Raw genomic sequence first — 22,716 nt, 5'->3', positions numbered from 1 at the left:
TTCTGAAGAATTGGTGAAATAGGTGGCAACGCCAACGGGACCTTATACGCAAAAGCCCGTTCCGGTTGTCAGAACGGGCTTTCCCAAAGTCGTGCCAAGTGGCGTTTTCCCTACCCCTACTTTTGGAGCATGCCCAGCAAGTCGGCCAGGCGCTGCTTGAGTTCTCGGCGGTCGACGATGAAATCGAGGAAGCCGTGCTCAAGCACAAACTCAGCGCTTTGGAAGCCCTTGGGCAAGTCTTTGCCGATGGTTTCTTTGATGACGCGCGGGCCGGCAAAGCCAATGAGCGCGCCCGGCTCGGCAATGTTAAAATCGCCGAGCATGGCAAACGACGCCGTGACGCCGCCCGTGGTGGGGTCGGTCAGCAGGCTCACGTAGGGCACGCCGGCTTCGGCGAGCAGCGCCAGCTTGGCCGAGGTTTTAGCCATTTGCATCAGCGAGTAGCCGGCCTCCATCATGCGGGCGCCGCCCGAGCGCGAAATCATCAGAAACGGCACGCGGTTTTGGCGGGCATAGTCGATGGCGCGGGCTATTTTTTCGCCCACCACCGAGCCCATCGAGCCGCCAATAAACTTGAAGTCCATGGCCGCCACTACCAGCGGCTGGCCGGCGCTCAGGCCGTGGGCCGTGCGCACGGCGTCTTTCAGGCCGGTGCTTTTTTCGGTGGCCGCCACGCGCTGGGGGTAGGCCTTGGTATCGGTGAAGTGCAGCGGGTCGCCGGAGGTAAGGTTGGCGTCGAGCTCCTCAAATTTACCCTCGTCGAACAACACGTCGAAATACGTGGCCGCGTCGATGCGGTCGTGGTGGCCACAGTTGCCGCACACGTAGTGCAGGCGTTTGTGCTCGGCCATCGTCACCACCGTTTTACACTCGGGGCACTTGTACCAGAGGCCATCCGGAGTTTCTTTTTTCTGTTCGGTGGGCGTGTTAATGCCCTTTTCTTCGCGCCGGAACCAAGCCATTAGGATGAAGCTGCAAGCTGCTGGCTACGAGCCGCACGCTTTATTGATGAGTAGAATTGGACGACAAAAATAAGCGGTAGCCGGCAAGCAGCCGTGCCCTACCCCCTACTTCTTACGCGAGGCCCACGGCGGCATCCAGGTACACGTCCTGAATAGCGTGCAACAGGGCCACACCCTCGGCCATGGGCCGCTGAAATGACTTGCGCCCCACGATGAGCCCCTGCCCGCCGGCGCGTTTGTTGATGATGGCCGCGCGCACCACGGCATCGAGGTCGCCGGCGCCCAGGCTTTCGCCGCCCGAGTTGAGCAGGCCCACGCGCCCGGCGTAGCAGTTGAGCACCTGGTAGCGCACCATATCAATGGGGTGGTCGCTGCTGAGCTGCTCGTACATGGCCGGGCTGGTTTTGCCGAAGTGCAGGGCCGGAAAGCCGCCGTTGTTTTCGGGCATTTTTTGCTTGATGATGTCCGCCCCGATGGTGACGCCCAAGTGGTTGGCTTGGCCCGTGAGGTCGGCGGCTAGGTGGTAGTCGGCGGCGCTGGTTTTGAAGGCGTTGTTGCGCAGGTAGCACCACAGCACGGTGGCCATGCCCAGGCGGTGCGCCTCTTCGAAAGCCGCCGCAATCTCGACGAGTTGGCGGTCGCCTTCTTCCGAGCCGAAGTAGATGGTGGCGCCCACGGCCGTAGCGCCCAGGTCCCAGGCCTGGCGCACCGAGCCAAAGAGAACCTGGTCGAAGGTATTGGGGTAAGTCAGCAACTCGTTGTGGTTGATTTTCACCACAAACGGAATTTTATGGGCGTAGCGCCGCGCCACCGCCTCAAACGTACCGAAGGTGGTAGCGACGGCGTTGCAGCCGCCTTCTACGGCCAGCTTCAGGATATTTTCGGGGTCGAAATACTGTGGATTAGCCCCGAAAGACGCGCCCGCCGTGTGCTCGATGCCCTGGTCGACGGGCAGGATGCTGAGGTAGCCAGTGCCAGCTAGCCGGCCGTGGCCATACAGTGCCCCCAACGCCCGCAGCACTTGCGGCGAGCGGCTACCCGGCACAAAGCAGCGGTCGATAAAGTCGGGGCCCGGCAAGTGCAGTATTTCCTGGCCAATAGTGCGGCACTGGTAATGCAGCAGGGCTTCGGTTTCGGCAGTGAGGGGGTAGGCGGCCATAAGCGAAGGAAGTAGGTGGGGACTGGGCAAAGGTAAGGCCAGGGCTGTTTGGCGGCTGGAAGGCTCGGCCGTAACTTGGCCCGTTCAATTATACGGCCGGGTTTATCGGTTATTTTCTGTGAAACGTACTATTCGCTCCTACCCCTCTTTGCTGAGCCTAGCCTTGCTGGTGGCCCCCGTGGCCCTCACTAGCTGCGTGACAGCCAAGCGCTACGACGACCTCCAAGCTCGCCAGCAGACGGAAGCCCAGGCCCGCACCGCCGCCGAAGCGCAAACCCGCCAAGCCAAGGCCGACCTGCAAAAAGCCAACGACGCCCTCGCCGAACTGCGCCTCGACCAGAAGCGCCTCATCAACGACTCGACCCAGACGGGCAACGCCCTGCGCCGCACCCGCGTGCTTTATACCCAGCTCACCGACAGCTACGATAAGCTGCTCAAAAACAGTGACCGCGCCCTCGCCGACCGCAACAACGACTACGGCAAGCTGGCCAAAGACCTCGCTACCCGCGAGGCCGAACTAGGCGCGCTCGACGTGAGCCTGCAAAAATCTAAGGCCGAGCTGGCCACCCGCGAGGCTAAGCTTACGGAGCTTACCCAGGCGCTGGCCGATAAGGACAAGGCCGTGAACGACCTCAAGGCCCGCGTGAGCAAGGCGCTGCTCAGCTTCAATTCGAGCGACTTGCAGGTGAAGCTCAAGGACGGCAAAGTATACGTGTCGCTCTCCGAGCAATTGCTCTTCAAATCGGGCTCTACCAAAGTGGACCCCAAAGGCCAGGAAGCCCTCAAAAAGCTGGCTACCGTGCTGCAAGAGCAGAAAGATGTGAACGTAGTAGTGGAGGGCCACACCGACAACGTGCCCATGCGCCCCACCGGCGGCATCCAGGACAACTGGGACCTGAGCGCGCTGCGCGCTACCGATATTGCCCGTCTGCTCACCTCGGCGGGCGTCGAGCCGAGCCGCATTACGGCCTCGGGCCGCTCGCAGTACGTGCCCGTAGCCGCCAACGACACACCTCAAAACAAGGCAATCAACCGCCGCACCGAGATTATTCTCACGCCGAAGCTCGACGAGCTTTTCCAGATTTTGGACGGCAACAGCGGCGCCAAGAACGGCAAGTAGCAGGCGGGGGGTAGGGTTTGCGCTAGTATACTTACACTAGTATATTAGCTACTTAGTAGTCAAGCACTAACTTCTGCTTTCCCTACCCCTTATGCGCCCACTTATATATTTTCGCAGCTTAGCCATTTTGTTGCTCTGGCTGGGCACGCTGCTCGCCGCCCACGCCTCGCACGTGGTAGGGCAGGAGCTGACTTACACGCCCATCGCCTCCACTACGCCGGGCGTGCCGCGCTACCGCGTAAAAGTCATTCTTTACCGGGATATTAATGGAGTTGACCAGTTTGAAATACTCTTGACGTGCGCCCCCAATGGCTGTGCCACCACGGGCGCCTTCACGCGCACCGTTCTTCGCAACCAGGCTACGTCGCTCTACTCGCTAGGCTGCCCTACCGCGCCGGCCTACGCGTATAATGTGTACACCTTCGAAACCGATGTGGACTTGCCCCGCGGCCAATGGACGCTGAGCGTGAACAGCGAAAACCGGGCGGCCAACATCCGCAACCTCGTTAACTCCGTCAACACCAGCGCCTACGTGAGCGCCTTCTTGGATAACTCGCTGGTAGCGCAAAACTCGTCTCCTAAATTTTTATCGACGCTCCTACCCTACCTCTGCGGTAGCCAAGCGCAGCGCTACAGCTTTAGTGCATTCGACGTTGAGGGAGACTCGCTGGTGTACAGCTTCGTGTATCCGCAGCAGGGTATTCAGCCGGCCAATCAGTGCGGCGCGCCCATTCCTGGCGCGCTGCTATCCCCTCATTTCCAACTGAATGCGGCTACGGGTGCACTCGTAGCGCAGGCGGGCTCGGTGCAGCAGGGACGCTACGCCATGGCCGCCCGCGTGAGCGAGTACCGGCAAGTGAATGGCCGCTGGCAGCAAGTCGGCTACGTCACCCGCGACATTACGTACTTGGCCTTCGACGCAGCCAATGCTAACCCGCATTTTACCAGCCTCACGCTCAACGCCGCTACTACCCCCCAGCCGGTGGAGCAGCTGCTTCGGGTGCAGCCGGGCCAAACGGTGACCTTGAAACTGAGCGCTACCGACCCCGATGCCGGCCAAACGTTGCGCTTTGCCAGCCAGGCGCCCGATGTTATTCCGGGCTTCAGCCTGGCCACAACCGGCGCCAACCAGGCCCAGCTAACCTGGCAGGTGCCCGCTACTCTGCCGCTGGGCCGCTACACCGCTACCGTGGCCGTGCTGGACAATGGCTGCCCCGTAGCCAGCGAGGAGCAAACTATTTCCTTCCTGGTAACGACGCAGGTACTGGCCACCCTACCCCCCTTCTCGGCCGCAACAGCCGCGTTCCCGATGCCTTTCCACGAGCAGGTGCAGTTTCAGGCAATTGGCTCACAGGCTATTACCATCTGTGATGAATTGGGCCGGGTGGTAGCGCGGTTCAATTGCCCCGCCGATGGCCACGTGGTGTGGGCGCCGGCCCCTACCCTGCCGGCGGGCCTGTACGTGGCTCGCGGCGCCGACGGCCGGCTGCTGGCCCGCCTGTTGCGCGCTGCCAATTAGCACCGCCCTACCCCCGCTGAAAATGAAAAGCCCGCCCCGAATAATTCGGGACGGGCTTTTTGCGGAAAGGAAGGCTTAGGGGGTTATCTAACTTTTAACAGCTTACAGCGTGATGTTCAGGCGCGTGAAGTAGTAGGCGCCGTTGAAACCAAACTGGTTGGCGTTGTAGAGGAAGCGGCCACGGTTCGAGTTATCGAGGCTGGAGCTGTAGCTCAGGTTGGGGTCGACCGAGAAGTTGTTGGCGTTGTTGCGGGGGTCCACATAAATCTTGTCCGGATACACGTTGAAGATGTTGTTGGCGCCCACCGTTAGGCCTAACTGCTTAGTGAACTGCGCGCTGATAGTCAAGTCCGAAATCCACTTGGCCGAGAAAGTCTGGTCGAGGTTGGCGCGGGCCGGGTCGGCGTCGGCCGTTTTCACTTCGCCAAAGCGCACCGAGCGGGCTTCGATGCTGAAGATGCCGTAGGTGTAGGCCGCCGCGAGGTTAATTTTGCTGCGGGGGTTGCCGCTTTCGAGGCGGGTACGCTGGGCGCGGTCGAAGAGCGTGTTTTGCAGGTTGCTGGTGCCGGCCGTCTGGTCACCGTTCACGGTGCTCGACGAGCTGTTGAAGCTGCGCACCTCCGTTTTGTTGAAGTTAGCGGCGGCCGTCAGCAACAGGCGGCTTTTCTCGCCCAGCGGAATGCGCTCGTTGGCCACGATGTCGATGCCCTGGGTGCGCGTGTTCACGGCGTTGGCGAAGAACTGCACGCGGCTCACGGGCAGCGTACCCAGAATGGTATTTACCAGTGGGTTGGTGCGCGTAAACTGCGCCGACAGCACAATACGGTCGCGGATGTCAATCTGGTAGGCATCAACCGTGAGCGTGAACTGCCGCCCGGCGCTGGCCGTGAGGCCAATGCTGTAGTTGGCCGACTTCTCCTGCTTCAGGGGCTCTACCCCAAAGCCACGCTGGCCAGTGGCGTCGTACGAGTTGCGCACGATGGGATTGTCGTTGTTCACGGTGAGCACCTGGTTGGCGACACCGCTCACAAACTGCGTGCTGGTATTGGTGAAGTAGCGCTGCTGCAAGGAAGGCGCCCGGAAACCGTTGCCAATAGAGCCCCGCAGCGCTAGCGCATCAATAATGCTGAAACGGGCGCCCAGTTGGCCGCTTACGTTGCCGCCAAAGTCGCTGTAGCGCTCGGCTCGGCCCGCAGCGTGCACAAGGAGCTTTTCGGTGAGGTCACTTTCGAGGTCAACGTAGCCGGCTAAGTTGGTGCGCGACTTATTCACCTCATCCTGTGGCTGGTAGCCAGGGAACACTTGCGAGCCTGAGGCCGTAGGTGCCCCGTTGTACAGGCGCCCGCCGTTGATGTACGAGGCGTATTCGCCGCGGCCAATCTGGAAGTTATCTACCCGAAATTCACCGCCGAAGGCTACGTTTAGTGTGGCTAGCGGCCCGAGGTCGGTAAAGCGGCGCGAGAAGCCCAGGTTGGTGGTGTTTTGCAAAAAGGCCAGGCGCCCTGCGTAGAAGCTGGTAGGGTTGAGCGGGTTCGTCGGCAGCGAGGCATTGACGGAGCCATCTACGTTGTAAGCCAGCTCGTTGCGGCCAAACGTATTGCTGAGGTCGGCCGCGAAGCCACCAAAGCTTTTGCGCAAGCCCAAAATGGCCGACTGGTCGTAGATGGTGGTGTTGATGAAGGGCAAAAAGCCGTTGCCAAAAAGCTGCAAATCGCTCTGCGTCGGCTGGCTGGGTAGGCGGTTGAAGCCCGAGCCGCGGCCCGTCCGGTAAGAGGCACCACCCGACAGGTACACTTCGTAGCCCATACCCAGACGGTAGCCGGCGTTGAGGTAGCCGCCATAGTTGCGCGAGGCCGACTGCCCCACGCGCAAGTCGTTGCGGTCGAAGCCGTTGGCTGCCACCAGGGCATCGTCTTGGGCGCGCAGGTCGCGGCGGCTTTGCTCGGTAGTGGCGGTGGCGGGGTAGTTGCCGCCATTGGCCCCGAGGTACACGAGGGGGGTAGTGTCGGTGAAGGCGCGGTTGGTGTAACCGCGGTTGATAAACTGGCCGCTCAAATCCAGGAAGCCGCGCTTGTTCAGGCCGATACCGATGTTGATGTCGGCCTGCTCGGTTTTGCCATCGCTTTGGGTGGTTTGGCCGTAGTAGCCGGTGCTGGTGACGCCGGTCGAGTCGTCTTTGAGCTGAATGTTGATAACGCCCGCAATGGCATCGGAGCCGTAGAGGGCCGCCGCGCCATCGCGCAGCACCTCAATGCGCTTGATGCTGGCCGTCGGAATCACGTTCAAGTCGGTGCCCACCGAGCCGCGGCCCACCGTGCCGTTGATGTTGACCAGCGACGACGTGTGGCGGCGCTTGCCGTTCACGAGCACCAGCACCTGGTCGGGGCCCAGGCCACGTAGGCTGGCCGGGTCCACAAAGTCGGTACCATCCGAAATAGACTGGCGCGACGACTGAAACGAGGGCGCCGCGTACGTTAGCACCTGGCTCACGTCGGTTTGGGCAAAAGCCTTGATTTCGCGGGCCGAAATAACGTCGACCGGTGCGGTAGTCAGGATGTTGGAACGGCCTTCGGCGGCGCGCGAGCCCGTTACTACCACGTCGCCAATGTCGGTGGCCGAAGCAGCCAAGCGCACTTCAATGCGGGTGCGGCTGCCTACCGCAATTTGCTGGGTAGCAAAGCCGATGGCCGAAATCGTGAGGGTAGCGCCGGGCGTCACGGCTAGGGTAAAGTCCCCGTCGGCGCTGGTAGCCGTGCCGTTGGTAGTGCCGCGCTCCAGCACGGTGGCGCCCGGCTGGGCCTCGCCGGTGGTGCTCAGCACCCGGCCCGTAACCGTTATTTTTTGTGCGTGCGCAGCCAGGGCCGCAACCACGAACAAAGGAGTAAGTAGCGTTTTTCTCATGTAAAAATGGTGAAATAAAAATTGCGTGTATAAAATTTAAGGTCGGCAAATTACACAGCTTTTGTGCTTGTACAAGAAGGAGTATAAAATAATTGCCACATCTAACGAGCGTTAGTTTAAGCTAAGCAGTCAGAAAATTTCCCTTTATAAAGAAAACGAAGTAGCCTAAGCGGGCCGAACGGCGCGCGAGCTTTCCTGATTTCCTTGCCTGGATAGGCAATTGGCAAACGCCAGAGCGAGCAGCGGAGCGGCGTGGCGCCGCGTGCCGGGGTAGGAATAGTGGCTCAACTAACCAGGGCAGTTTTTGTTTGGGGCACGCTGCCCGAGCGTGGGCTTCTCTGCCTGGCCTACCCCCTAGCTAAGCCAGGGGCTAAGCTAGGGGGTAGCTTATTGCCACCATTGCGAATTCATGGGGCCGGCGGCCACCTCTACGCGCTGGCCAGGGGCGGGCAGCAACAGCGGCACGGTGGGCGCAGCAGCTTCGAGCAGGCGCTGCACAGGCTGGCGCCAGGCGTGAAATGCCAGGTTGAACGTGCCCCAGTGTAGGGGCAGCAGCGGGCCGCCACCCAGCAACTGGTGCGCAGCCAGGGCATTATCGGGACCCAGGTGGATGTCGGCCCACTCGGGGTCGGAGGCCCCGATTTCGAGCATCACCAAATCGAAGGGCCCGTACGCGGCGCCAATCTGCTGAAAAGCATCGTCGAAGGGCCCCGAGTCGCCGCCGAAGAACACCTTGTGTTGCGGCCCGCGCAGCACCCACGAGGCCCAAAGTGTGCTGTCGCGATTGAGCAAGCCACGGCCCGAAAAATGGCGAGCAGGCGTGGCAATTAACTTAAAATCAGGGGCTAGCTCAATTTCGTCCCACCACGTAGCTTCGGTGATATTGGCGGCGGGCACGCCCCAGCGGCGCAGGTGCGCCCCTACCCCCAAGGCGCAGAAGAAGCGCTCGCCGCGCTGGGCCAGCACCCGAATGGCGGCCGCATCGAGGTGGTCGTAGTGGTCGTGCGAGAGGATGATGCCATCGAGGGGCGGCACGTCGGCCAGGGCCAGCGGCGGGGCAAAAAACCGTTTGGGCCCCACCAGTTGCGAGGGCGACGCCCGCTCGGCCCACACCGGGTCGGTGAGGAAGCGGCGGCCATCAATTTCCAATAATACCGTGCTGTGGCCTAGCCAAGTAACGCGCAGCGCAGCGGTGGGCACAGGGGCGGCCAGCGCCGCCGCAGCGGCCCGAAAAGGGCCGAGCGGCTGGCTGGGCTCGCGCTCGGCTTTCTCAAAAATGTAGCGGCTCAGCAGTTTGCCGTAGCCCGAAGGCGGGCTTACACTGGTGGGCAGCACGTTGTAGTATTTGCGGCCGTGGCGGCGGGGCTGGAGGAGCATGGGAAGAGGCTAGATAAAGCGCCGCTGGGGCAGACGCAGCCCTACCCCCAATATTTTTGCGTAGCGTGCCCAACAGCTCCTACCTCCCGCTCAGCGGCTATTTCAACCGGTAAGCCAAGCCTACTCGAATGAGCCCCACATTGGCCTGGGGCGAGGAAATAGCGGATGTGCTGGGCTCGTAGTTGGTGAAGCCGTAGGCGTAGCTTGCGGCCAGGCCCACGCGCTTGCGCCACACCGTGAGGTCGCCGCGCAGCCGGAAGTCGAGCGAATTGGCCGCCGAGTGCTTGGCGTCGGTGCTCCATTCGCCGGTGGTGGTGACGCCGCTGCTCGTTTCGCGAGCTGTGAGGAGGTAGGCCAGTTCGGGGCCCACCAGGGCGTCCAGCTCCAGGGCTTTGCCACGCAGGCGCCAGCCGGCGCCGGCAAATGCGCTGATGGTTTGCGTGTAGAGGTGGGTGGTGGCTGAGGTAGTGCGGTTGTAGCCGGCCACCGTGTTGTTGTAATTAACCGACGTGATAGTGGTGCGGGCCTGCATAAAATCGTAGCCCAGGTCGAAGGCCGTCAGTAGGCCGGCTTTGCCCACGCGCTGCACCCGGCCGCTGGCCCCGAAGCCGGCGCCCAGGTGCTTGCCGTAGGGGTTGAAGGTGCTGCTACTACCCAGGTCAGCTGTGTTGTAGTTGACGACGCTGCTGGTGGTGGCGTTGGTACCCCGAAAGTTGGAAAAGCTCGCGTTGGCACGGCCGGAATATTCAATTTGCTGCCCAAAAGCCTGAGTGGCGAGCAGCGTAGCGGGAAGAGCAAGCAGCAGGTATTTCATAAAATGCGGAGAGCTAAGCGCCGCCGCTCAAGCCCGGGCAAAGTAGCTTGCCGGGGTAGCAGGAACGGGACATTAGGACGCCGCAAATCTCCGAATTATTGCAGTTTTTGCTGCACCACGGGCAAGGCCAGCTCGGCCCAGCGCCGCATCTGCAAACCCGTATAGTGCAGACCATCAGGGGTAAACTGCTGGGCCTCGCCGGCGGCGGCGCGGGTAAGCGGCGTGATGGAAACGAAGGCTACGTCGGCGTGCTGGCACTCCTCGTGCGCCACAGTGTTGAATTGGTCGATTTCCTGGCCAATGCGGGCCGGGTCGCGGTTTTCGGCGGCCGCAAAGGGCGTTTGGCCCCAGTCGGGGATGCTCAACACCACTACCCTACCCCCCTGCCCGCCGGCAAAGTGCCGCGCTGTGGCCAGCAGCGCCCGAAATTCGGTGCGGTACAGCGCCACCGATTGGCCGCGGTATTGGTTGTTTACGCCAATGAGCAGCGACACCAGGCCGTAGTCGGTGCGGTGGTTGCCGCTGGCCGCGATGGCGGCTTGTAATTCGGCGGTGGTCCAGCCGGTGCGGGCAATAATATCGGGGTTGGCCAGCCTACCCCCCTGCTGGCGCACGAGGCCGGCCAGCTGCACCGGCCAGCGGTCGGCTTGGGGGGCGCCCTCGCCAATGGTGTAGGAATCGCCGAGGGCAAGGTAAGGAATGGCAGCAGCAGTAGGCATGGGAACAACGGCGCCGGCTACCGGCGCACCAGCCCGCGGGGCTGCGCAAGCAGCCAGGGCAAACAATGAAACTAAAAAAACACGCATAGGAGCCAAGCCGCCAGCGAAGCGGGCCCCAACCTACGGCGTGGCGGCCGGCTTGGGTTGGAGCCTGCTTCGGGCTATGCCCTACCCCTACCCAATGGCCTGGGCCAGGTCGTCAATCAAATCTTCGGCGTCTTCGATGCCCACGCTCAAGCGAATGAGCGAGTCCGAAAGGCCCGCCTTGCGGCGCTGCTCGGCCGGAATGCTGGCGTGCGTCATGGTGGCGGGGTGGCCGCTCAGGCTCTCGACGCCGCCCAGGCTTTCGGCCAGCGTGAAGAGCTGAAATTTCTCCAGCACCGCGATGGCATCTTCCTGTTTATCACCCTCCAGCACAAACGAAATCATGCCCCCGAAGTCGCGCATCTGCTTGGCGGCTACGGCGTGGTTGGGGTGGTTTTCGAAGCCCGGCCAGTACACTTTTTCTACCTTGGGGTGCTGGCGCAGGTACTCGGCCACGGCGCGGCCGTTTTCGCAGTGGCGCTGCATGCGCAGGTGTAAGGTTTTGAGGCCGCGCAGCACCAAGAAGCAGTCTTGGGGGCCGGGCGTGCCGCCGCAGGAATTTTGGTAAAAGCTGAGGTCTTTTAGCAGCTGGTCGCCGTTGAAAACCAGGGCGCCCATCACCACATCGGAGTGGCCGCCCATGTACTTGGTGAGCGAGTACACCACGATGTCGGCGCCCAGTTCGAGCGGCGTCTGCAAGTAGGGGGTAGAGAACGTGTTATCGACAGCCAGCAGCGCGCCGGCTTCTTTGGCTATCGCCGCCGCGGCGGCAATGTCAATGATATTGAGCAGCGGATTGGTAGGCGTTTCAACCCAAATCAGCTTGGTATTGGGCGTCACTTTTTCGCGCACGGCATCCATATTTCCCATCGGCACGAAGTGGAATTTGATGCCCAGCGGGGCGTACACCTTGGTCATGATGCGGTAGCTGCCGCCGTAGAGGTCGTCGGTCGAGATGACTTCGTCGCCGGGCTTCAGCAGGTGCAGCACGCAGTCGATGGCGGCCATGCCCGAGGCAAACGCCAGGCCGTGCTGGCCATTGTCGAGGGCGGCCAGTGCGTCTTGCAGCTGGGTGCGGGTGGGGTTGTGGGTGCGCGAGTATTCGTAGCCCTTGTTGTCGCCCGGCGAGCGCTGGGCGTAGGTCGAAGTCTGGTAGATGGGCGTCATTATGGCCCCCGTGGTGGGGTCGGGGTGCACGCCGGCGTGGATGGCTTTGGTGGCAAATTTCATAGGCCCGCAAAGATACCGGCGCGGGCGTGGGCACGAGGCAGGCGCCTTTTATGCTGCCCAGCCGCGCCCGCAAGGCGGCGGCAATTCCTACCCCCTCCTATATTCGCAGCTTACCTATTTACTCTTTTTTCACTTTATGAAAAAACCTTTATTCAAGTTGTTTTTACTGCTGTTTGCGGCGGGTACGGCCGTGGCGGCACCGCGCCCCAAGCCGGCACTCAAGCCAGTAGCTGTCGATTCGGCAGCGCTGTACCGCGCTTATGCCGATTCCGTCAATGGTACTTTTCATTACCAGCAGGGCCACATCACCTTGCCTGGTGCAGTGGGGGAGCTGACGGTACCGCGCGGCTTTCGCTACCTCGACTCGACGCAGAGTGGCTATGTGCTGCACAAGCTCTGGCACAACCCACCCCAGGAAAACCTGGGCATGCTTTTTCCCGAAAACGTGGGGCCACTGAGTGAGGCTAACTGGGCATACATCGTTCACTACGACCCCATGGGCTATGTGAAGGATGATGACGCCGACGACATCAACTACGAGGAGTTGATGGAAGGTATGCAGAAGGAAACGGAGGAAGAAAACCCCGAGCGCACAGCCGCCGGCTACGAGGCCATGCACCTACTGGGCTGGGGCGCTAAGCCCTACTACGACAAGCAGCAGCATACCCTGCACTGGGCCAAGCTGTTGCGCTTTGGCAGCAGCCTCGACGAAACCCTTAACTACAACGTGCGCATCTTGGGCCGCAAGGGGGTGCTCATTTTCAACGCCGTGGGCGAGCCTACCCTCCTCCCCCAGATGAAGGCGAGCATCCCCGGCCTATTGGCCAATGTAACGTTTACCAAAGGCCAGCAATACAGCGACTACAGCCCCGACATTGACGAGGTAGCCGCCTACTCCATTGGCGGCCTGGTGGCGGGCAAAGTGCTGGCTAAAGTAGGTTTTTTTGCCATCATCCTCAAGTTTTGGAAGTTGGGGTTGCTGGCACTGGGCGGGGCCTGGGCGGCAATTAAGCGGTTCTTCGGTTTCGGAGCCAAAGAGTCGTAGCGGGCCGCTACCGGCCCCGGGCCGTACGTAAGCGGGAAAGGCTGGCCCGGTGGGTACTGGGCCAGCTTTCCCGCTTACTTTGTGGCAATGGCATTCCTACGCGAGCTTTTTCAAAAGAATTTTTCTACCCTGCTCACCATGTTGCTGCTGGTGGCGGTGCCGTTGCTGGGCTCGTCGTCGCTGGTGCTCATCCTCTACGAAAACCAAGCGTTGCTGCAGCACCTCACTACGCTGCAAATGCTGGGCTACTTCGTGCTAATGGGCATTACGATGTCCATTGCCCTCACCAACAGCACATTTGTAGTCATCATTACCGGGTACTTCCTGGGCTGGTCGGGCCTGCCGGGCATGGTGGCCTCCTACGCCTTGGCTGCCGCCCTTGGCTACGAGCTGGCCCGCCGCCTCGACCACGGCAAGCTGCGCAGCTTCCTGCACCACTTCCCCAAGGCCGAGGCCGTGCTGGGCGAATTGCAACACCAAAGCTTTTCGCTCATCCTGCTCACTCGGCTCTCGCCGGTGCTGCCGTTTGCACTCATGACGTTTGTGCTGGCCATTGTGGGTGTGCCGCGGGGGCGCTTTCTGGCCGCCTCGGTGCTGGGAATGCTGCCGCGCAGCCTGTTCTTTTACTGGCTTGGCACCAAAGCCTCCGATGTGCTAGCGCTGCTGCGCAACCCCGACGAAGGCACCCTCAGCAAGCTGGTGCTGCTGGGGCTGGTGGTAGCGTCGCTGCTGGGGCTATACGTGGTGTTCAACCGGGCCTTGCAGCGAGTGCTGCGCCGCAATGCGCCGCCCACGGCGTAATATTTATTGCCTGATTATTACCGGCTTGCTTCCGCAGCAGCTGTTTTCCAGGTAAAAAATGTGCTGCGTATTTGCACAGGGAAAAAATTCCTGCCTACCTTTGCAGTCCCAACACGGGAAAACGGTTGTATAGCTCAATTGGATAGAGCATCTGACTACGAATCAGAAGGTTTAAGGTTCGACTCCTTATACGACCACAGAAAAGGCCTCTAGCACATTGCTAGAGGCCTTTTTTATTTACTGGGGTCGGTTTAGGGGTCGGTTTTAGCGAACTGCCCCCGCGTTACGGTCGTCGGCGCGTTCAGCCAGCGCATCTTCTACGTTGGCCGTATCATCCTGCCCCCAGGCGATGCGTTGCCGGCTCGGCAGGGCCAGTACCGCATCGCGGGTTTCGCGTACCACCTGCACCAGCTCCTGACTAGCCGCGGTGCCGCCAGCCGGCGCGGCCGGGAGTGCGCCACCCGAAACCCCGCCATCCTCGAAGTAGCCGGGCCGCGGACGCACCGGGGCCCCGCCCCGGTAGAGACTGGTATCAATTAGCTCATCGACCAGGTGCTTGTTGTTGGCGTAGGTGTCGCGGCTCAGAATCATGTAGGGCTCGCCCTTTTCCCATTCGCCCAGGTGCTCGCCGGTGGCTCCATCGACCATCCGAATGCCACCGCCCGAGTGACGCTGGCCAACACCGGCTACACCAGCTGTAGCGTTAATGCGCCCGCCCGCCGCATAGTGCTTCACCCCATGCCACGCCTGGCTTGCACCGCGCTGCACCGCCCGGCTAGTGCGGCCGAAGAAACCGCCCTTCTCAAATTCAGGTATGGGCGTGGCAATAATTTTAGCGACAGCGGCTACAGAAGCAATTGCCGTTAATGCGCCAGTGGGAGTAAAGGGGCCACCCGCCTTCAGCACTGCTAAAACGCCTGCAATAACGGCCTGTGCAATATTCGCTACCTTCTCTTTCTCGGCAGCTTCCTTTTTAACTGCTCGCGTCTTCTCGTCGTAACTCGTCTCGATTGACGACTTCTGAGCCTCGTAGGCATCCTTGCTAATCGTACCAGCCTTGTATTCAGCATCTAGCTTCGCCAAACGTTGCTTCTTGTCCTTGTCGAGTTTGGCTAGTTCTTTATCGCTGGCAATTTTCTGAAAATCGGCCACCGTTTGCAGAGCGGTTGCCTGAATCTCTAGGCCCATAGATACCCCCGCTGTATAGCGCTCCTGGCTCCGGTCGGCAAACTCATTCTCCAGGTTTTCCTTATCCTGCAAATACTGCCGCATGATGGCCAGCTTCTGCTCCGTATTCAGTCCTTGCTGAAAGAAATCCTCCGCATACTGCCGGTCGAGAGCCGCCTTGCGCACGGCCTGCTCGTCGGCATCGGCCTTGGCCCGCTCCAGGCTGAAGTCCGCTGACTGCTGCCGGCGCCGGCTGATGCGAGCCAGGGCAATGTTGTCGTCGATAGCGGCGATGCGCTCGGCAATTTCCTGCTGCTGGGCCACCCGGTCGCGCTCCAGGGCCACCAGGTCCTGCTGGAGCTTGGCCTGGATGAGCCGGCGCTTCTCAGCTGCCCGGGTATCGGTGTCGAGGATTTTGAGTGACTCGCTAGCGGCCGACGTGCGCAGTTCGGCCGCCCGGCGCTCCCACTCGTCTTTAATGAGCGCGTTGTTACGCTTCTCTATATCAAGGGCTTCCTCGCCCTGTTTGAGCGCCAGCTTCTGGCGCTCCGCCGCCACATCCACCGCCAGCTTCTGCTCGATGAGCTTGCGCTGCTCGGCAATTTGCTCGGCCGTGCCCTTGGCCGTAGCCTTCTCCTTTTCAGCGGCCGCTTCGAGCTGCTGAATCTTTTTCTCAGTTTCGTCGGTGAGCAGCCCGGCTTTGAGGTCGGCAATCTTTTTCTCTACCTCAGCCTGCTCCTTCGCCCGTTTGTCAGCGGCATCCTTAGTCTTTTTATCGTACTCGTCTTGCAGCTGGCGCAAGTCGCGCAGGGCTTCGGCCCGAATGACCTTTTTATCCCCCTCGGTTTTTTTCTCCCCTAACAGGTCGATATCGCGCTTGGTGGTAATCTCCAGCTTTTTGAGGCGCAGTTCTTCAGCTGACCCGGCTGCCACCAGAGCTAGCGCCGCTTTGATATTGGCCTCCCGCGCTTTGAGCGCTTCAAGGTCGGCCGTGGCGGCCGCGGCAGCTTCCTGCTGTGCTTGTTTTTTAACGTCCTCTAACTTCTTCTGCTGCTGTGCTTTTTGCTTTTGCTGGGTAGCGGCTTGTTCCTGCTGCTCCCGCTCAGCATAACCCTGATTATAGGCCCCGGCTACCCCATTACCGAGCGCGGTGTACTGCTTTACTACACTCTCGCCCACCTTCGCCAGGCCCGCCTTGATTTTGGTGAGGTCGCCCGAAAAAATGCCGGTGACAATATCTGAGATTCCTCCTAACTGCAACAGGAAGTTTTCCTTGATATTCTTGCCTAATTGCGTAAACGCAGCCCCTAAGCCTGCTACTACCTCGCGCACCTTTGCACTGCGCTCGTAGAGCGTAATAAAAGCCCCGATGAGCAGGGCGGCCGCCGCTACTACGACGCCAATGGGGTTGGCAGCCAGGGTAATATTTAGCAGGCGTTGGGCCGCCGTCCACTTGCCGGTGGCGAACGCGGCCGCCTCGTCCCAGAGAATCTTGCCCTTGGTCACGGCCGTGTTGTAGAGGGTCGTGGCCGTGAGCTGAATTTGCGCCGCGTTCAGGGTGGCCACCGCCACCACTAGGCCGAGCAGCACCCCCCGGTTTTCATTCAGAAAGCCCGGTAAGGCTTTGAGCACGTTGATGAAAAAACCGAACGTTTGCAGGGCGTACAGGTAAACCGGAATCAGCTTTTCCCCTAATTCCTGCCGGGACTGGGCGAAGCCTTTTTCCGCTTTGGCCACCTCAGCGGCCGCGTTGGTGTTTTTCTTGGCAAATTCATCGAGCAGACTGGTGCCCTTTTCGTACTCGGTAGAAGCCAGCGCCTGCTTTGCGCGCACGGTATCGGTTTGGTTAGCTAGCAGGCTGATAACCTTAGTAGCCTCCTGCGACTTAATGCCCAGTTTGTCAAGCGTGCTGACGACATCCGTTTCACTGGCTCCTTTGAGCGAAGCAGCCAGGCGCAGGATTACCTCGTTTGGGTCAGAATTGATTAGATCCTTAAACTCCTTGCTGGTCAGACCAATCTGTTTGCCAAAACCGTCCGTATCCTTGGCAGCCGTGAGCAGGATATTGGAAAGACCCCCGGCTGAAATCTCAGCCGACAGGCCCAATTCCTGAAATGCGGCACCCAGGCCCAGGGTTTGGGTAATCTGCGGAGCTAGGTCGCCCAGCTGCCCGATGCGGGCCGCGAAATCAGCAATCACCGGGCCAGTGGCCGTGCCATCGGCCCCGAGCGCGTTGACCGCTGAGCCAATTTTAGTAATAGCTTCGGCCGGACTAACATTGGCCGTTTCCTTAAACAGCTTCTGCAAGCCGCCGAGCGACTTGTTGACGTCCTCGACCCCGCCCGAAAACTCGTCGCCTAGGGCAACTACTGCCTGGTCAACTGACTGTGTGAAGGCTACGGCCTCGTCTTTGGCAATGCCCAGCTGGCCAGCCGCCACCGCGATGCCTTCCAGATTCTGCTGGGAGGTGCGCGTGTCGATGCCTTCCAGCTGCGTGCGCAGGGCCTTGGCTTCGGCGGTGGTGAGGTTCAGCGACTTCTCCATATCGGAGATGGAATCGCTGCCCTTAATCGCCGCGTCGATGCTCTCGCTCCCCAGCTGCTTGAGGCTGCCGACAACGGCCTGCACCCCAATCTGGATGCCAGCGAAACCGGCGGCTTTCGTGATAAAGCCACTAATGCCGCTGCCGGCGTTGCCTAGCTCATCTTTCACCCCCTTAGCCTCGGCCCGCACCTGGGCCAGGCGCGCATCGACATTGGCCAGCTCCTGGGCTTTGTTCAGAAATGACTCGGTGTTGGGGGTCAGGTTGGCCAGCTCACGGTTAAGCTGGTTCGACATGGCCTTGAGCTGCGCGCTGGTGAGCGAGGTGAGCCCAATTTCTGCGCGCAGTTCCTCCATCCGGGCCTTCACCTGGCTCAGTTCCTTGTTCTGGTCGATGTACTCCTGCGAGCCCTTTTTGAGGCCCTTGAACCCGTCCTGCAAGACCTGGGCCTTGCGGGTGAGGTTGTCGAGTTCGGTGCGCGACTGCGACCCGTCAATTTCCAGCTTTATCTGGACGTTATCCTGTCTAACTTGTGCCATATCAGATTTTAATACTGGCCGCCATGTGCGTGCCGGTGGCTACCAGGTAGCGGGTCGTCACTGCGTCGATGAAGCTGTTGATGGATTGATAAAAAGTTTTGCTGAACCAGGACTTGGGCTTGACCTGGGCGTTATCACGCAGCTTGGCCCGGGCAATGCCCCAGGCGATGCGGTTGATAGCGCGGCTGCTCACGGGCGACACTTTCGAGCGGTCGGTGTAGCCGGGGATGTAATCGAAGTGACTCAGCCCCACCTTCTTGACGTAGGCCTCGATTTCCTCAATCGGAGGTGCTTTCATGCGATTGATGCCTTTCATGTCCTTGATGCGGCCGTACTGCTCGAAGAGCACGCCCATCACGGCCACGTGCTGCGCGGTGGCGCCCACGACCTCCGTGCGCAGGGAGTTGAGTAGCTCCTCCGTGAGCACCAGCCCCTTGGCCTGCACGGCCGCGGCCAGCAGCTGCAAGGCCCGGGCGGCGTAGCTGCCCACTTCCTCGTCGAGGATGCGCCTGAATTCGTCCTGGTAGTCTGCCATGTTCCCAAGATGGCAGAAGTAGGCAGGCAGGGGTAGGACGAAAAAGCCCCTACCCGAGGGGGTAGGGGCCTGCCTAAAACTTACCTTTTAAGTTAATTTTCGCCACTTCAGCAGCAAACGCAGGGGAGTAACCTGCGAGGTGAGCACCTCCCAGCCGACCGCGCCGGCGATAACGGCGACCAGGTACCACCACCACGACGCGCCGGCACTGGTGCTCGTGGCCACCGCCCCCGGCCCGACCGCTGCCGAGCCGCCCCGGGTGCCAGCCTTGCGCGCATCGGTGGCGGTACTGGCGCCGGTGGCCACCGTCGAGGCCGGCCGCGTGATGGCGACCGCGCCCGGGGCCGTGGCCACGCTGCTGTTTTTGATTTTGGCCGGCAGCACGCCGGCGCGGGCCAGGTTCTGGGTCTGGGCTTTCTGCCACTGCCGGCGCTGGCGCGGGGTCGAGCCGGCCGGGGCCGGCACCAGGTAAGGGGGTAGGGCGGCCAGCGAGTCGAGGGGCAGGAGCGAGCTGGCCACTGCGAGCGGTACCACCGGGTCGGGGCGCCCGACCGCGCAGCTGCTCAGCGTCAGAGCTACCGCCACGGCTACGAGCATGACGATAACGCCACTAATAAAACCTAGCCAACCGGCTAGCCAGCTGTCGAGTACATCATCTTCTTTCATCTTAGGAGAGGTAGAGCGCGGCTTCCCGAGCGCGGCGGGCAGTTAGGCCAGCGCTCACACGCTTCACCTTGGTTTGAGGGTCGGTTACTTTGTTCCAGAGCCCGAAGGCCGTTTTGATGACCGTCGGCGACGAAGCCCCGGCGTTGGCCAAGGCCAGCACGCTCGACTTGTCAAAGCCCCCCGTGCCGATGTTGTAGCAGAGCGACACCAGCGCATCGAATTGATGCTGGGTCACATCGCGGTGCACGCGGCTGGCCACGTGCGCCCCGTACTGCTTATCCACGTCCTGGCGCAGCAGGGTGCTGGCCTCCGCCTCCGAAATCTTGACGTTGTAGTAGCGCTCCTCCCCTTTTTGGATGACGTGGCCGTAGCCAATGGTGGGGCGGCCCGCCTCGCAGCGGTACCAGCTGGCGCGGAAGGCTTCTTCGCGCTTAATCAGGGCCAGGCCCGCTTCGGAAATTTTCATACGCTTATTGTCTCTCGGCTTCGCGCCGGTGGCGGGCCTGTTTGGCCAGGTTGAACAGTACCGTGTGCAGGGCCGTGTGGGCCACCTGGTCGTAGGTGCCGTAGAGGCCGCGCTCGGCCACGTCGGCCAGCAGCTGGAGCATCTCGGTGCCATCGCCCCGGGGCTTGGGGGGCGCGGCGGGGCCGGTCGGCGGCTCGACCTTCTTAAAGAGGTCTTTATAGGCGCGGTGGATGAAGCGCTGCGCGCCCAAAAAGTGGTGCAGCACCACGATTTTGACGCCCAGCGGCGCATCGAGCAGCTCCTGGGCCCGGCCCTCGGCCAGCTTGCCGTTGTAGCGCTCCCGGGTTTGCCCATCCCACAGCGGGTCTTCGCGCACCTTTTTGAAGTCGGCGCGCACGGGGCGGCAGAGCGTGGCCACGAGCTGGTCGAGGGCCAGCGGCTGCGGGCGCTGCGGGTTGGCAAACTGGTGAAAGAAGACGCTGGCCATCGCATATTCGATGGCCACGGCATCGAGCAGGTTGGGCTCAGGCAGGCGGTAAGTGCGTCCCCGGTGGGTAAACTCAGTTATTCCCTTCGTATCCAACTCCTTCGTCCAGGCCCAGCTAACCATCGTGCACAGGTCCCACAACTGGTCGGGGGTGAGCCGGCGTACTTCCTTGTCGCGCAGCCTGGGGCACCAGGCGCGCAGCACGGCCAGCCGGGCGGCTACCGAGTCGCTGGCCAGGTGAGGCGCGGCAGCAAAAAATTGGGCGGGCGTTAGCTCGTCCCAGCTGCCCGGAACCGGGTGCGGGCGGCCATCAAGGCGAAAGGTCAGCATCTAGGAAACGGCGGCTTCAGCGGTGGGAACAGGTTCTAGGGGAGCGGTCGGCTCCGGAGCGGCAGCAGGCTCCTCTTCCCGCTCGGCCTGGCGGGTCATGCGGCGCTGGAGCAAGTCGGCCACGTCGCTATCGACCAGGCCGAGTTTGCCGAAGGCGATGATGAGCCGGCGCAGGTGAATGAGCACGAAAGGGGCCAGCACCAATTGGGTCAGGAAAAACAGCCCCTTCTCGTGCTCGCCGAAGCCGTGGGCGAAGGCCAGGATGGCGGTGTAGCCCACCAGGCGCCAGGCCAGCTTCCTGGGCTTCAGGGGCAGCTTTTGCAGCAGGTTGCCCGTGAGCACGTCCAGCACCACCAGCACCAAGAGCAGATAGTAGGTGTAGGCCGGCGACCAGATGTGCGCCTCCACGAAGCCACTCACCCCTGCTACGCTAACGGCCACTAGTTCAATGGTTTGCACCGTGATGTAAAAACGCAGCATCTTAAACCCAGAAAGAAGGTTTACCTGCGTTGTCGTGCAGCTCGACCGAAACGGGCGGGGCCGAGGGGGTCAGGGCGTCGAGGTAAGTGGCTAGCTTCGCCTGGTATTTCGTGGCGGTCGCACTGGCCGTTTGGCTCAGCGCTGACAGGGCCTCGGCACTGGCGGCCTGGCGCTCGCGCACGGCCTCGTTGTCGGAAAGCAGGCGCAGACTGGTGCCCGTCAGGGCCACGCTCATCGTGAGCACACCCTGAGCGAGCGCCCGGTGGGCCAGCACCGGGCGCACCAGGCCCAGCAGCTGGCGCGTCTCGGCCGAGGGCGCTTCCCCGCTAGCCAGGCCCTCGCGCAGCTGCTCCAGCAAATCCTCGCCTAGCAAGTCGCTGATTTCAAAGTCTTCTACTTGGCGCAGCGTCGGCAGCAGGGCCAGGAAGAAGCGCCGGCTGCCGGCCGTGGCCACGTACTTACCTAGCTCCTCGGCCGAGGCAATGAGCAGGCGCTTGCGGCTGCGGTACTCGGGCGAGTCCAGCTCGTCGGCAAAGTCGGCCGCGTGGGCATCGAGCCAGGCCAAGGCCAGGTCGAGCAGCTTATCGCCGGCCGCAGCGGCGGCTTCTACGAAATTGTTATATACCCACTGGCGGCTGGGGGCGGCCTTGTCAGTGCTTTGCTCCGACATGCCGAGTTCCCCGAAGGCGATGCCAATAAACGGGGCCGCTTCGAGCACCACGTAGTACGCCAGCGCCCTGCGCAGGCGCAGACGTAGCTCGACCAAGTGCGCCGGTGCCGCGATGGCTGGCAAGTTGCCCAACTGCTCGACCAGGCCTTCGCCGAGCATCGGCACCAAGTGCACCTGCTCGGCATGACTGACAAAGCTGAACAGGGTTTTCACGTTCACATTGGCGTGCACCGTGCCCAGGCTCTCTTTAACTTCTTCTACTGTATTGAATAACATGGGCTTACATGGAGGAATTAGCCACTTTCTGCTTGCCCGTGGGATTATCGGCAATCGTGGTGATGTCGATGTCCTCGAAGCCGAAGAAGTGATTGGGGTTGAAGCCCATGATTTTGTGGGCCGCCTGGAAGGTTTTGAGCAGGATTTTGCGCTTGGTGGGTGTGCGCAGGGCCACGTGCAGCTGGTAGCTGATGCGCTTCTCGGAGCCACTACCGCCGAACTTGCCGCCCGTATCGATGCCAGCCAGTGAGGGGTCGATGCCGTGGCCGCTGGTGTGGGCAATGTTGGCCTGCTGATTCACCGAATCGTAGGCCTTGTCGCTCATCTTGTTCTCGATGGGCACGATTTCCCAGCCCGGCAACTGCTTGCCACTGGCGTCCACGGCGAACTTGCTCACGAAGACCTTGTCCGTATTATCGACGCCGGCCAGCATCTCGTTCATGTTGGCCATGAGGTCGAACTCGGCTTTTTTGCGGGCATCCAGGTCGCCAAACTGGTCGAAGTAGCCCATCGGGATCTTGATGTGGTACTTGACGTTGTAGCCGTTGTCGAGGCCCGAGGAATGAAAGCGCGGAATCTTGTTGCTGACCTCCGTCCACTTGCGCGTGCCCCAAAACGGGGGCACGTCGTAGTATTTCTGGCCCGGCGTCCAGTCGCGGCCATGCAGCACGAACTCGCCGTACTTACCCGGGTTTTTGGGGTCGAAGGCGGGCAGAATCTTGGCCTCGTCGGCGCGAAAGTTGCGCCAATCGTGGTGCAGCGCGTACTTCTCGGGCTTGGGCTTGGTCGTGACCAGGGCGCGGGCCACGGTGCAGTCGAAGCTTTGG

The 22,716-nt window shown here is 61.4% G+C and carries 18 protein-coding genes, 1 tRNA gene and 1 pseudogene; 5 read left to right on the top strand and 15 right to left on the bottom strand.

The annotated features are described in order from the left end of the window. Positions 1 to 116: 116 nt before the first annotated feature. Together accD and GO988_RS22655 are read right to left on the bottom strand one after the other, a co-directional pair. Positions 117 to 962, bottom strand: a complete 846-nt coding sequence (accD, locus tag GO988_RS22660) for an acetyl-CoA carboxylase, carboxyltransferase subunit beta (RefSeq protein ID WP_157569895.1) — start codon at positions 960 to 962, stop codon at positions 117 to 119. Between the two features lie 112 nt (positions 963 to 1,074). Further along, a complete protein-coding gene (locus tag GO988_RS22655) occupies positions 1,075 to 2,121 on the bottom strand; it encodes a class I fructose-bisphosphate aldolase (protein ID WP_157569894.1) in 1,047 nt (348 codons plus the stop codon). A gap of 118 nt (positions 2,122 to 2,239) precedes the next feature. On the opposite strand from GO988_RS22655, the gene GO988_RS22650 reads away from it, so the two are divergent. Both GO988_RS22650 and GO988_RS22645 read left to right on the top strand, forming a co-directional pair. Continuing rightward, positions 2,240 to 3,241: an OmpA family protein gene (locus GO988_RS22650; protein ID WP_317164956.1), complete on the top strand. Its 1,002-nt coding sequence runs from the start codon at positions 2,240 to 2,242 to the stop codon at positions 3,239 to 3,241. A gap of 91 nt (positions 3,242 to 3,332) precedes the next feature. Continuing rightward, positions 3,333 to 4,760, top strand: coding sequence for a hypothetical protein (locus GO988_RS22645; protein WP_157569892.1), 1,428 nt, complete (start codon positions 3,333 to 3,335; stop codon positions 4,758 to 4,760). A 102-nt stretch (positions 4,761 to 4,862) separates the two neighbouring features. On the opposite strand, the gene GO988_RS22640 is transcribed toward GO988_RS22645, so the two are convergent. From GO988_RS22640 to GO988_RS22620, 5 genes are all read right to left on the bottom strand, one after another. Next, positions 4,863 to 7,661, bottom strand: a complete 2,799-nt coding sequence (locus GO988_RS22640; protein WP_157569890.1) for a TonB-dependent receptor — start codon at positions 7,659 to 7,661, stop codon at positions 4,863 to 4,865. Between the two features lie 387 nt (positions 7,662 to 8,048). Next, positions 8,049 to 9,038 carry an MBL fold metallo-hydrolase gene (locus GO988_RS22635; protein WP_157569888.1) on the bottom strand — a complete coding sequence of 330 codons (990 nt, stop codon included), beginning with the start codon at positions 9,036 to 9,038 and terminating at the stop codon, positions 8,049 to 8,051. Between the two features lie 97 nt (positions 9,039 to 9,135). Continuing rightward, positions 9,136 to 9,852 (bottom strand): hypothetical protein, encoded by a 717-nt coding sequence (locus GO988_RS22630; protein ID WP_157569887.1) that lies wholly within the window; start codon positions 9,850 to 9,852, stop codon positions 9,136 to 9,138. Positions 9,853 to 9,947: 95 nt separating this feature from the next. Beyond that, positions 9,948 to 10,571: an SGNH/GDSL hydrolase family protein gene (locus GO988_RS22625; protein WP_232341676.1), complete on the bottom strand. Its 624-nt coding sequence runs from the start codon at positions 10,569 to 10,571 to the stop codon at positions 9,948 to 9,950. Between the two features lie 174 nt (positions 10,572 to 10,745). Next, entirely contained in the window at positions 10,746 to 11,885 is a 1,140-nt protein-coding gene (locus GO988_RS22620; protein ID WP_157569885.1) for a cystathionine gamma-synthase, read from the bottom strand. A 136-nt stretch (positions 11,886 to 12,021) separates the two neighbouring features. On the opposite strand from GO988_RS22620, the gene GO988_RS22615 reads away from it, so the two are divergent. From GO988_RS22615 to GO988_RS22605, 3 genes are all read left to right on the top strand, one after another. Then, entirely contained in the window at positions 12,022 to 12,930 is a 909-nt protein-coding gene (locus tag GO988_RS22615; RefSeq protein WP_198173011.1) for a DUF2167 domain-containing protein, read from the top strand. Positions 12,931 to 13,017: 87 nt separating this feature from the next. Continuing rightward, on the top strand, positions 13,018 to 13,731 hold the full coding sequence (locus tag GO988_RS22610) for a TVP38/TMEM64 family protein (RefSeq protein ID WP_157569882.1): 714 nt from the start codon (positions 13,018 to 13,020) through the stop codon (positions 13,729 to 13,731). 123 nt (positions 13,732 to 13,854) lie between these two features. Further along, a tRNA-Arg gene (locus GO988_RS22605) sits at positions 13,855 to 13,928 on the top strand. A 67-nt stretch (positions 13,929 to 13,995) separates the two neighbouring features. Here the strand turns inward: GO988_RS22605 and GO988_RS22600 are convergent. The 8 genes and pseudogenes from GO988_RS22600 to GO988_RS23890 all read right to left on the bottom strand — a co-directional run. Further along, positions 13,996 to 17,979, bottom strand: a complete 3,984-nt coding sequence (locus GO988_RS22600) for a hypothetical protein (RefSeq protein ID WP_157569880.1) — start codon at positions 17,977 to 17,979, stop codon at positions 13,996 to 13,998. Position 17,980: 1 nt separating this feature from the next. After that, complete coding sequence (locus GO988_RS22595) at positions 17,981 to 18,514, bottom strand: hypothetical protein (protein ID WP_157569878.1); 534 nt, start codon at positions 18,512 to 18,514, stop codon at positions 17,981 to 17,983. Positions 18,515 to 18,601: 87 nt separating this feature from the next. Continuing rightward, on the bottom strand, positions 18,602 to 19,180 hold the full coding sequence (locus GO988_RS22590; protein ID WP_157569876.1) for a hypothetical protein: 579 nt from the start codon (positions 19,178 to 19,180) through the stop codon (positions 18,602 to 18,604). Position 19,181: 1 nt separating this feature from the next. Then, positions 19,182 to 19,646 (bottom strand): lysozyme, encoded by a 465-nt coding sequence (locus GO988_RS23900; RefSeq protein ID WP_198173010.1) that lies wholly within the window; start codon positions 19,644 to 19,646, stop codon positions 19,182 to 19,184. A gap of 4 nt (positions 19,647 to 19,650) precedes the next feature. Next, positions 19,651 to 20,463 carry a hypothetical protein gene (locus GO988_RS23895; protein ID WP_198173009.1) on the bottom strand — a complete coding sequence of 271 codons (813 nt, stop codon included), beginning with the start codon at positions 20,461 to 20,463 and terminating at the stop codon, positions 19,651 to 19,653. Continuing rightward, positions 20,464 to 20,943 carry a hypothetical protein gene (locus GO988_RS22580; protein ID WP_157569874.1) on the bottom strand — a complete coding sequence of 160 codons (480 nt, stop codon included), beginning with the start codon at positions 20,941 to 20,943 and terminating at the stop codon, positions 20,464 to 20,466. It lies immediately after the preceding gene. Between the two features lies 1 nt (position 20,944). Next, the gene (locus GO988_RS22575) at positions 20,945 to 21,889 is read right to left on the bottom strand and encodes a DUF6712 family protein (protein WP_157569872.1); all 945 of its coding nucleotides are present in this window, start codon (positions 21,887 to 21,889) and stop codon (positions 20,945 to 20,947) included. 4 nt (positions 21,890 to 21,893) lie between these two features. Next, positions 21,894 to 22,716, bottom strand: a pseudogene (locus tag GO988_RS23890) (hypothetical protein); the annotation flags it as partial.

This window comes from Hymenobacter ginkgonis (assembly GCF_009755225.1).
Taxonomy (GTDB): Bacteria; Bacteroidota; Bacteroidia; order Cytophagales; family Hymenobacteraceae; genus Hymenobacter; species Hymenobacter ginkgonis.
The sequence above is the reverse complement of the archived record's forward strand: the minus strand, read 5'-3'. Positions and strand labels throughout refer to the sequence as shown.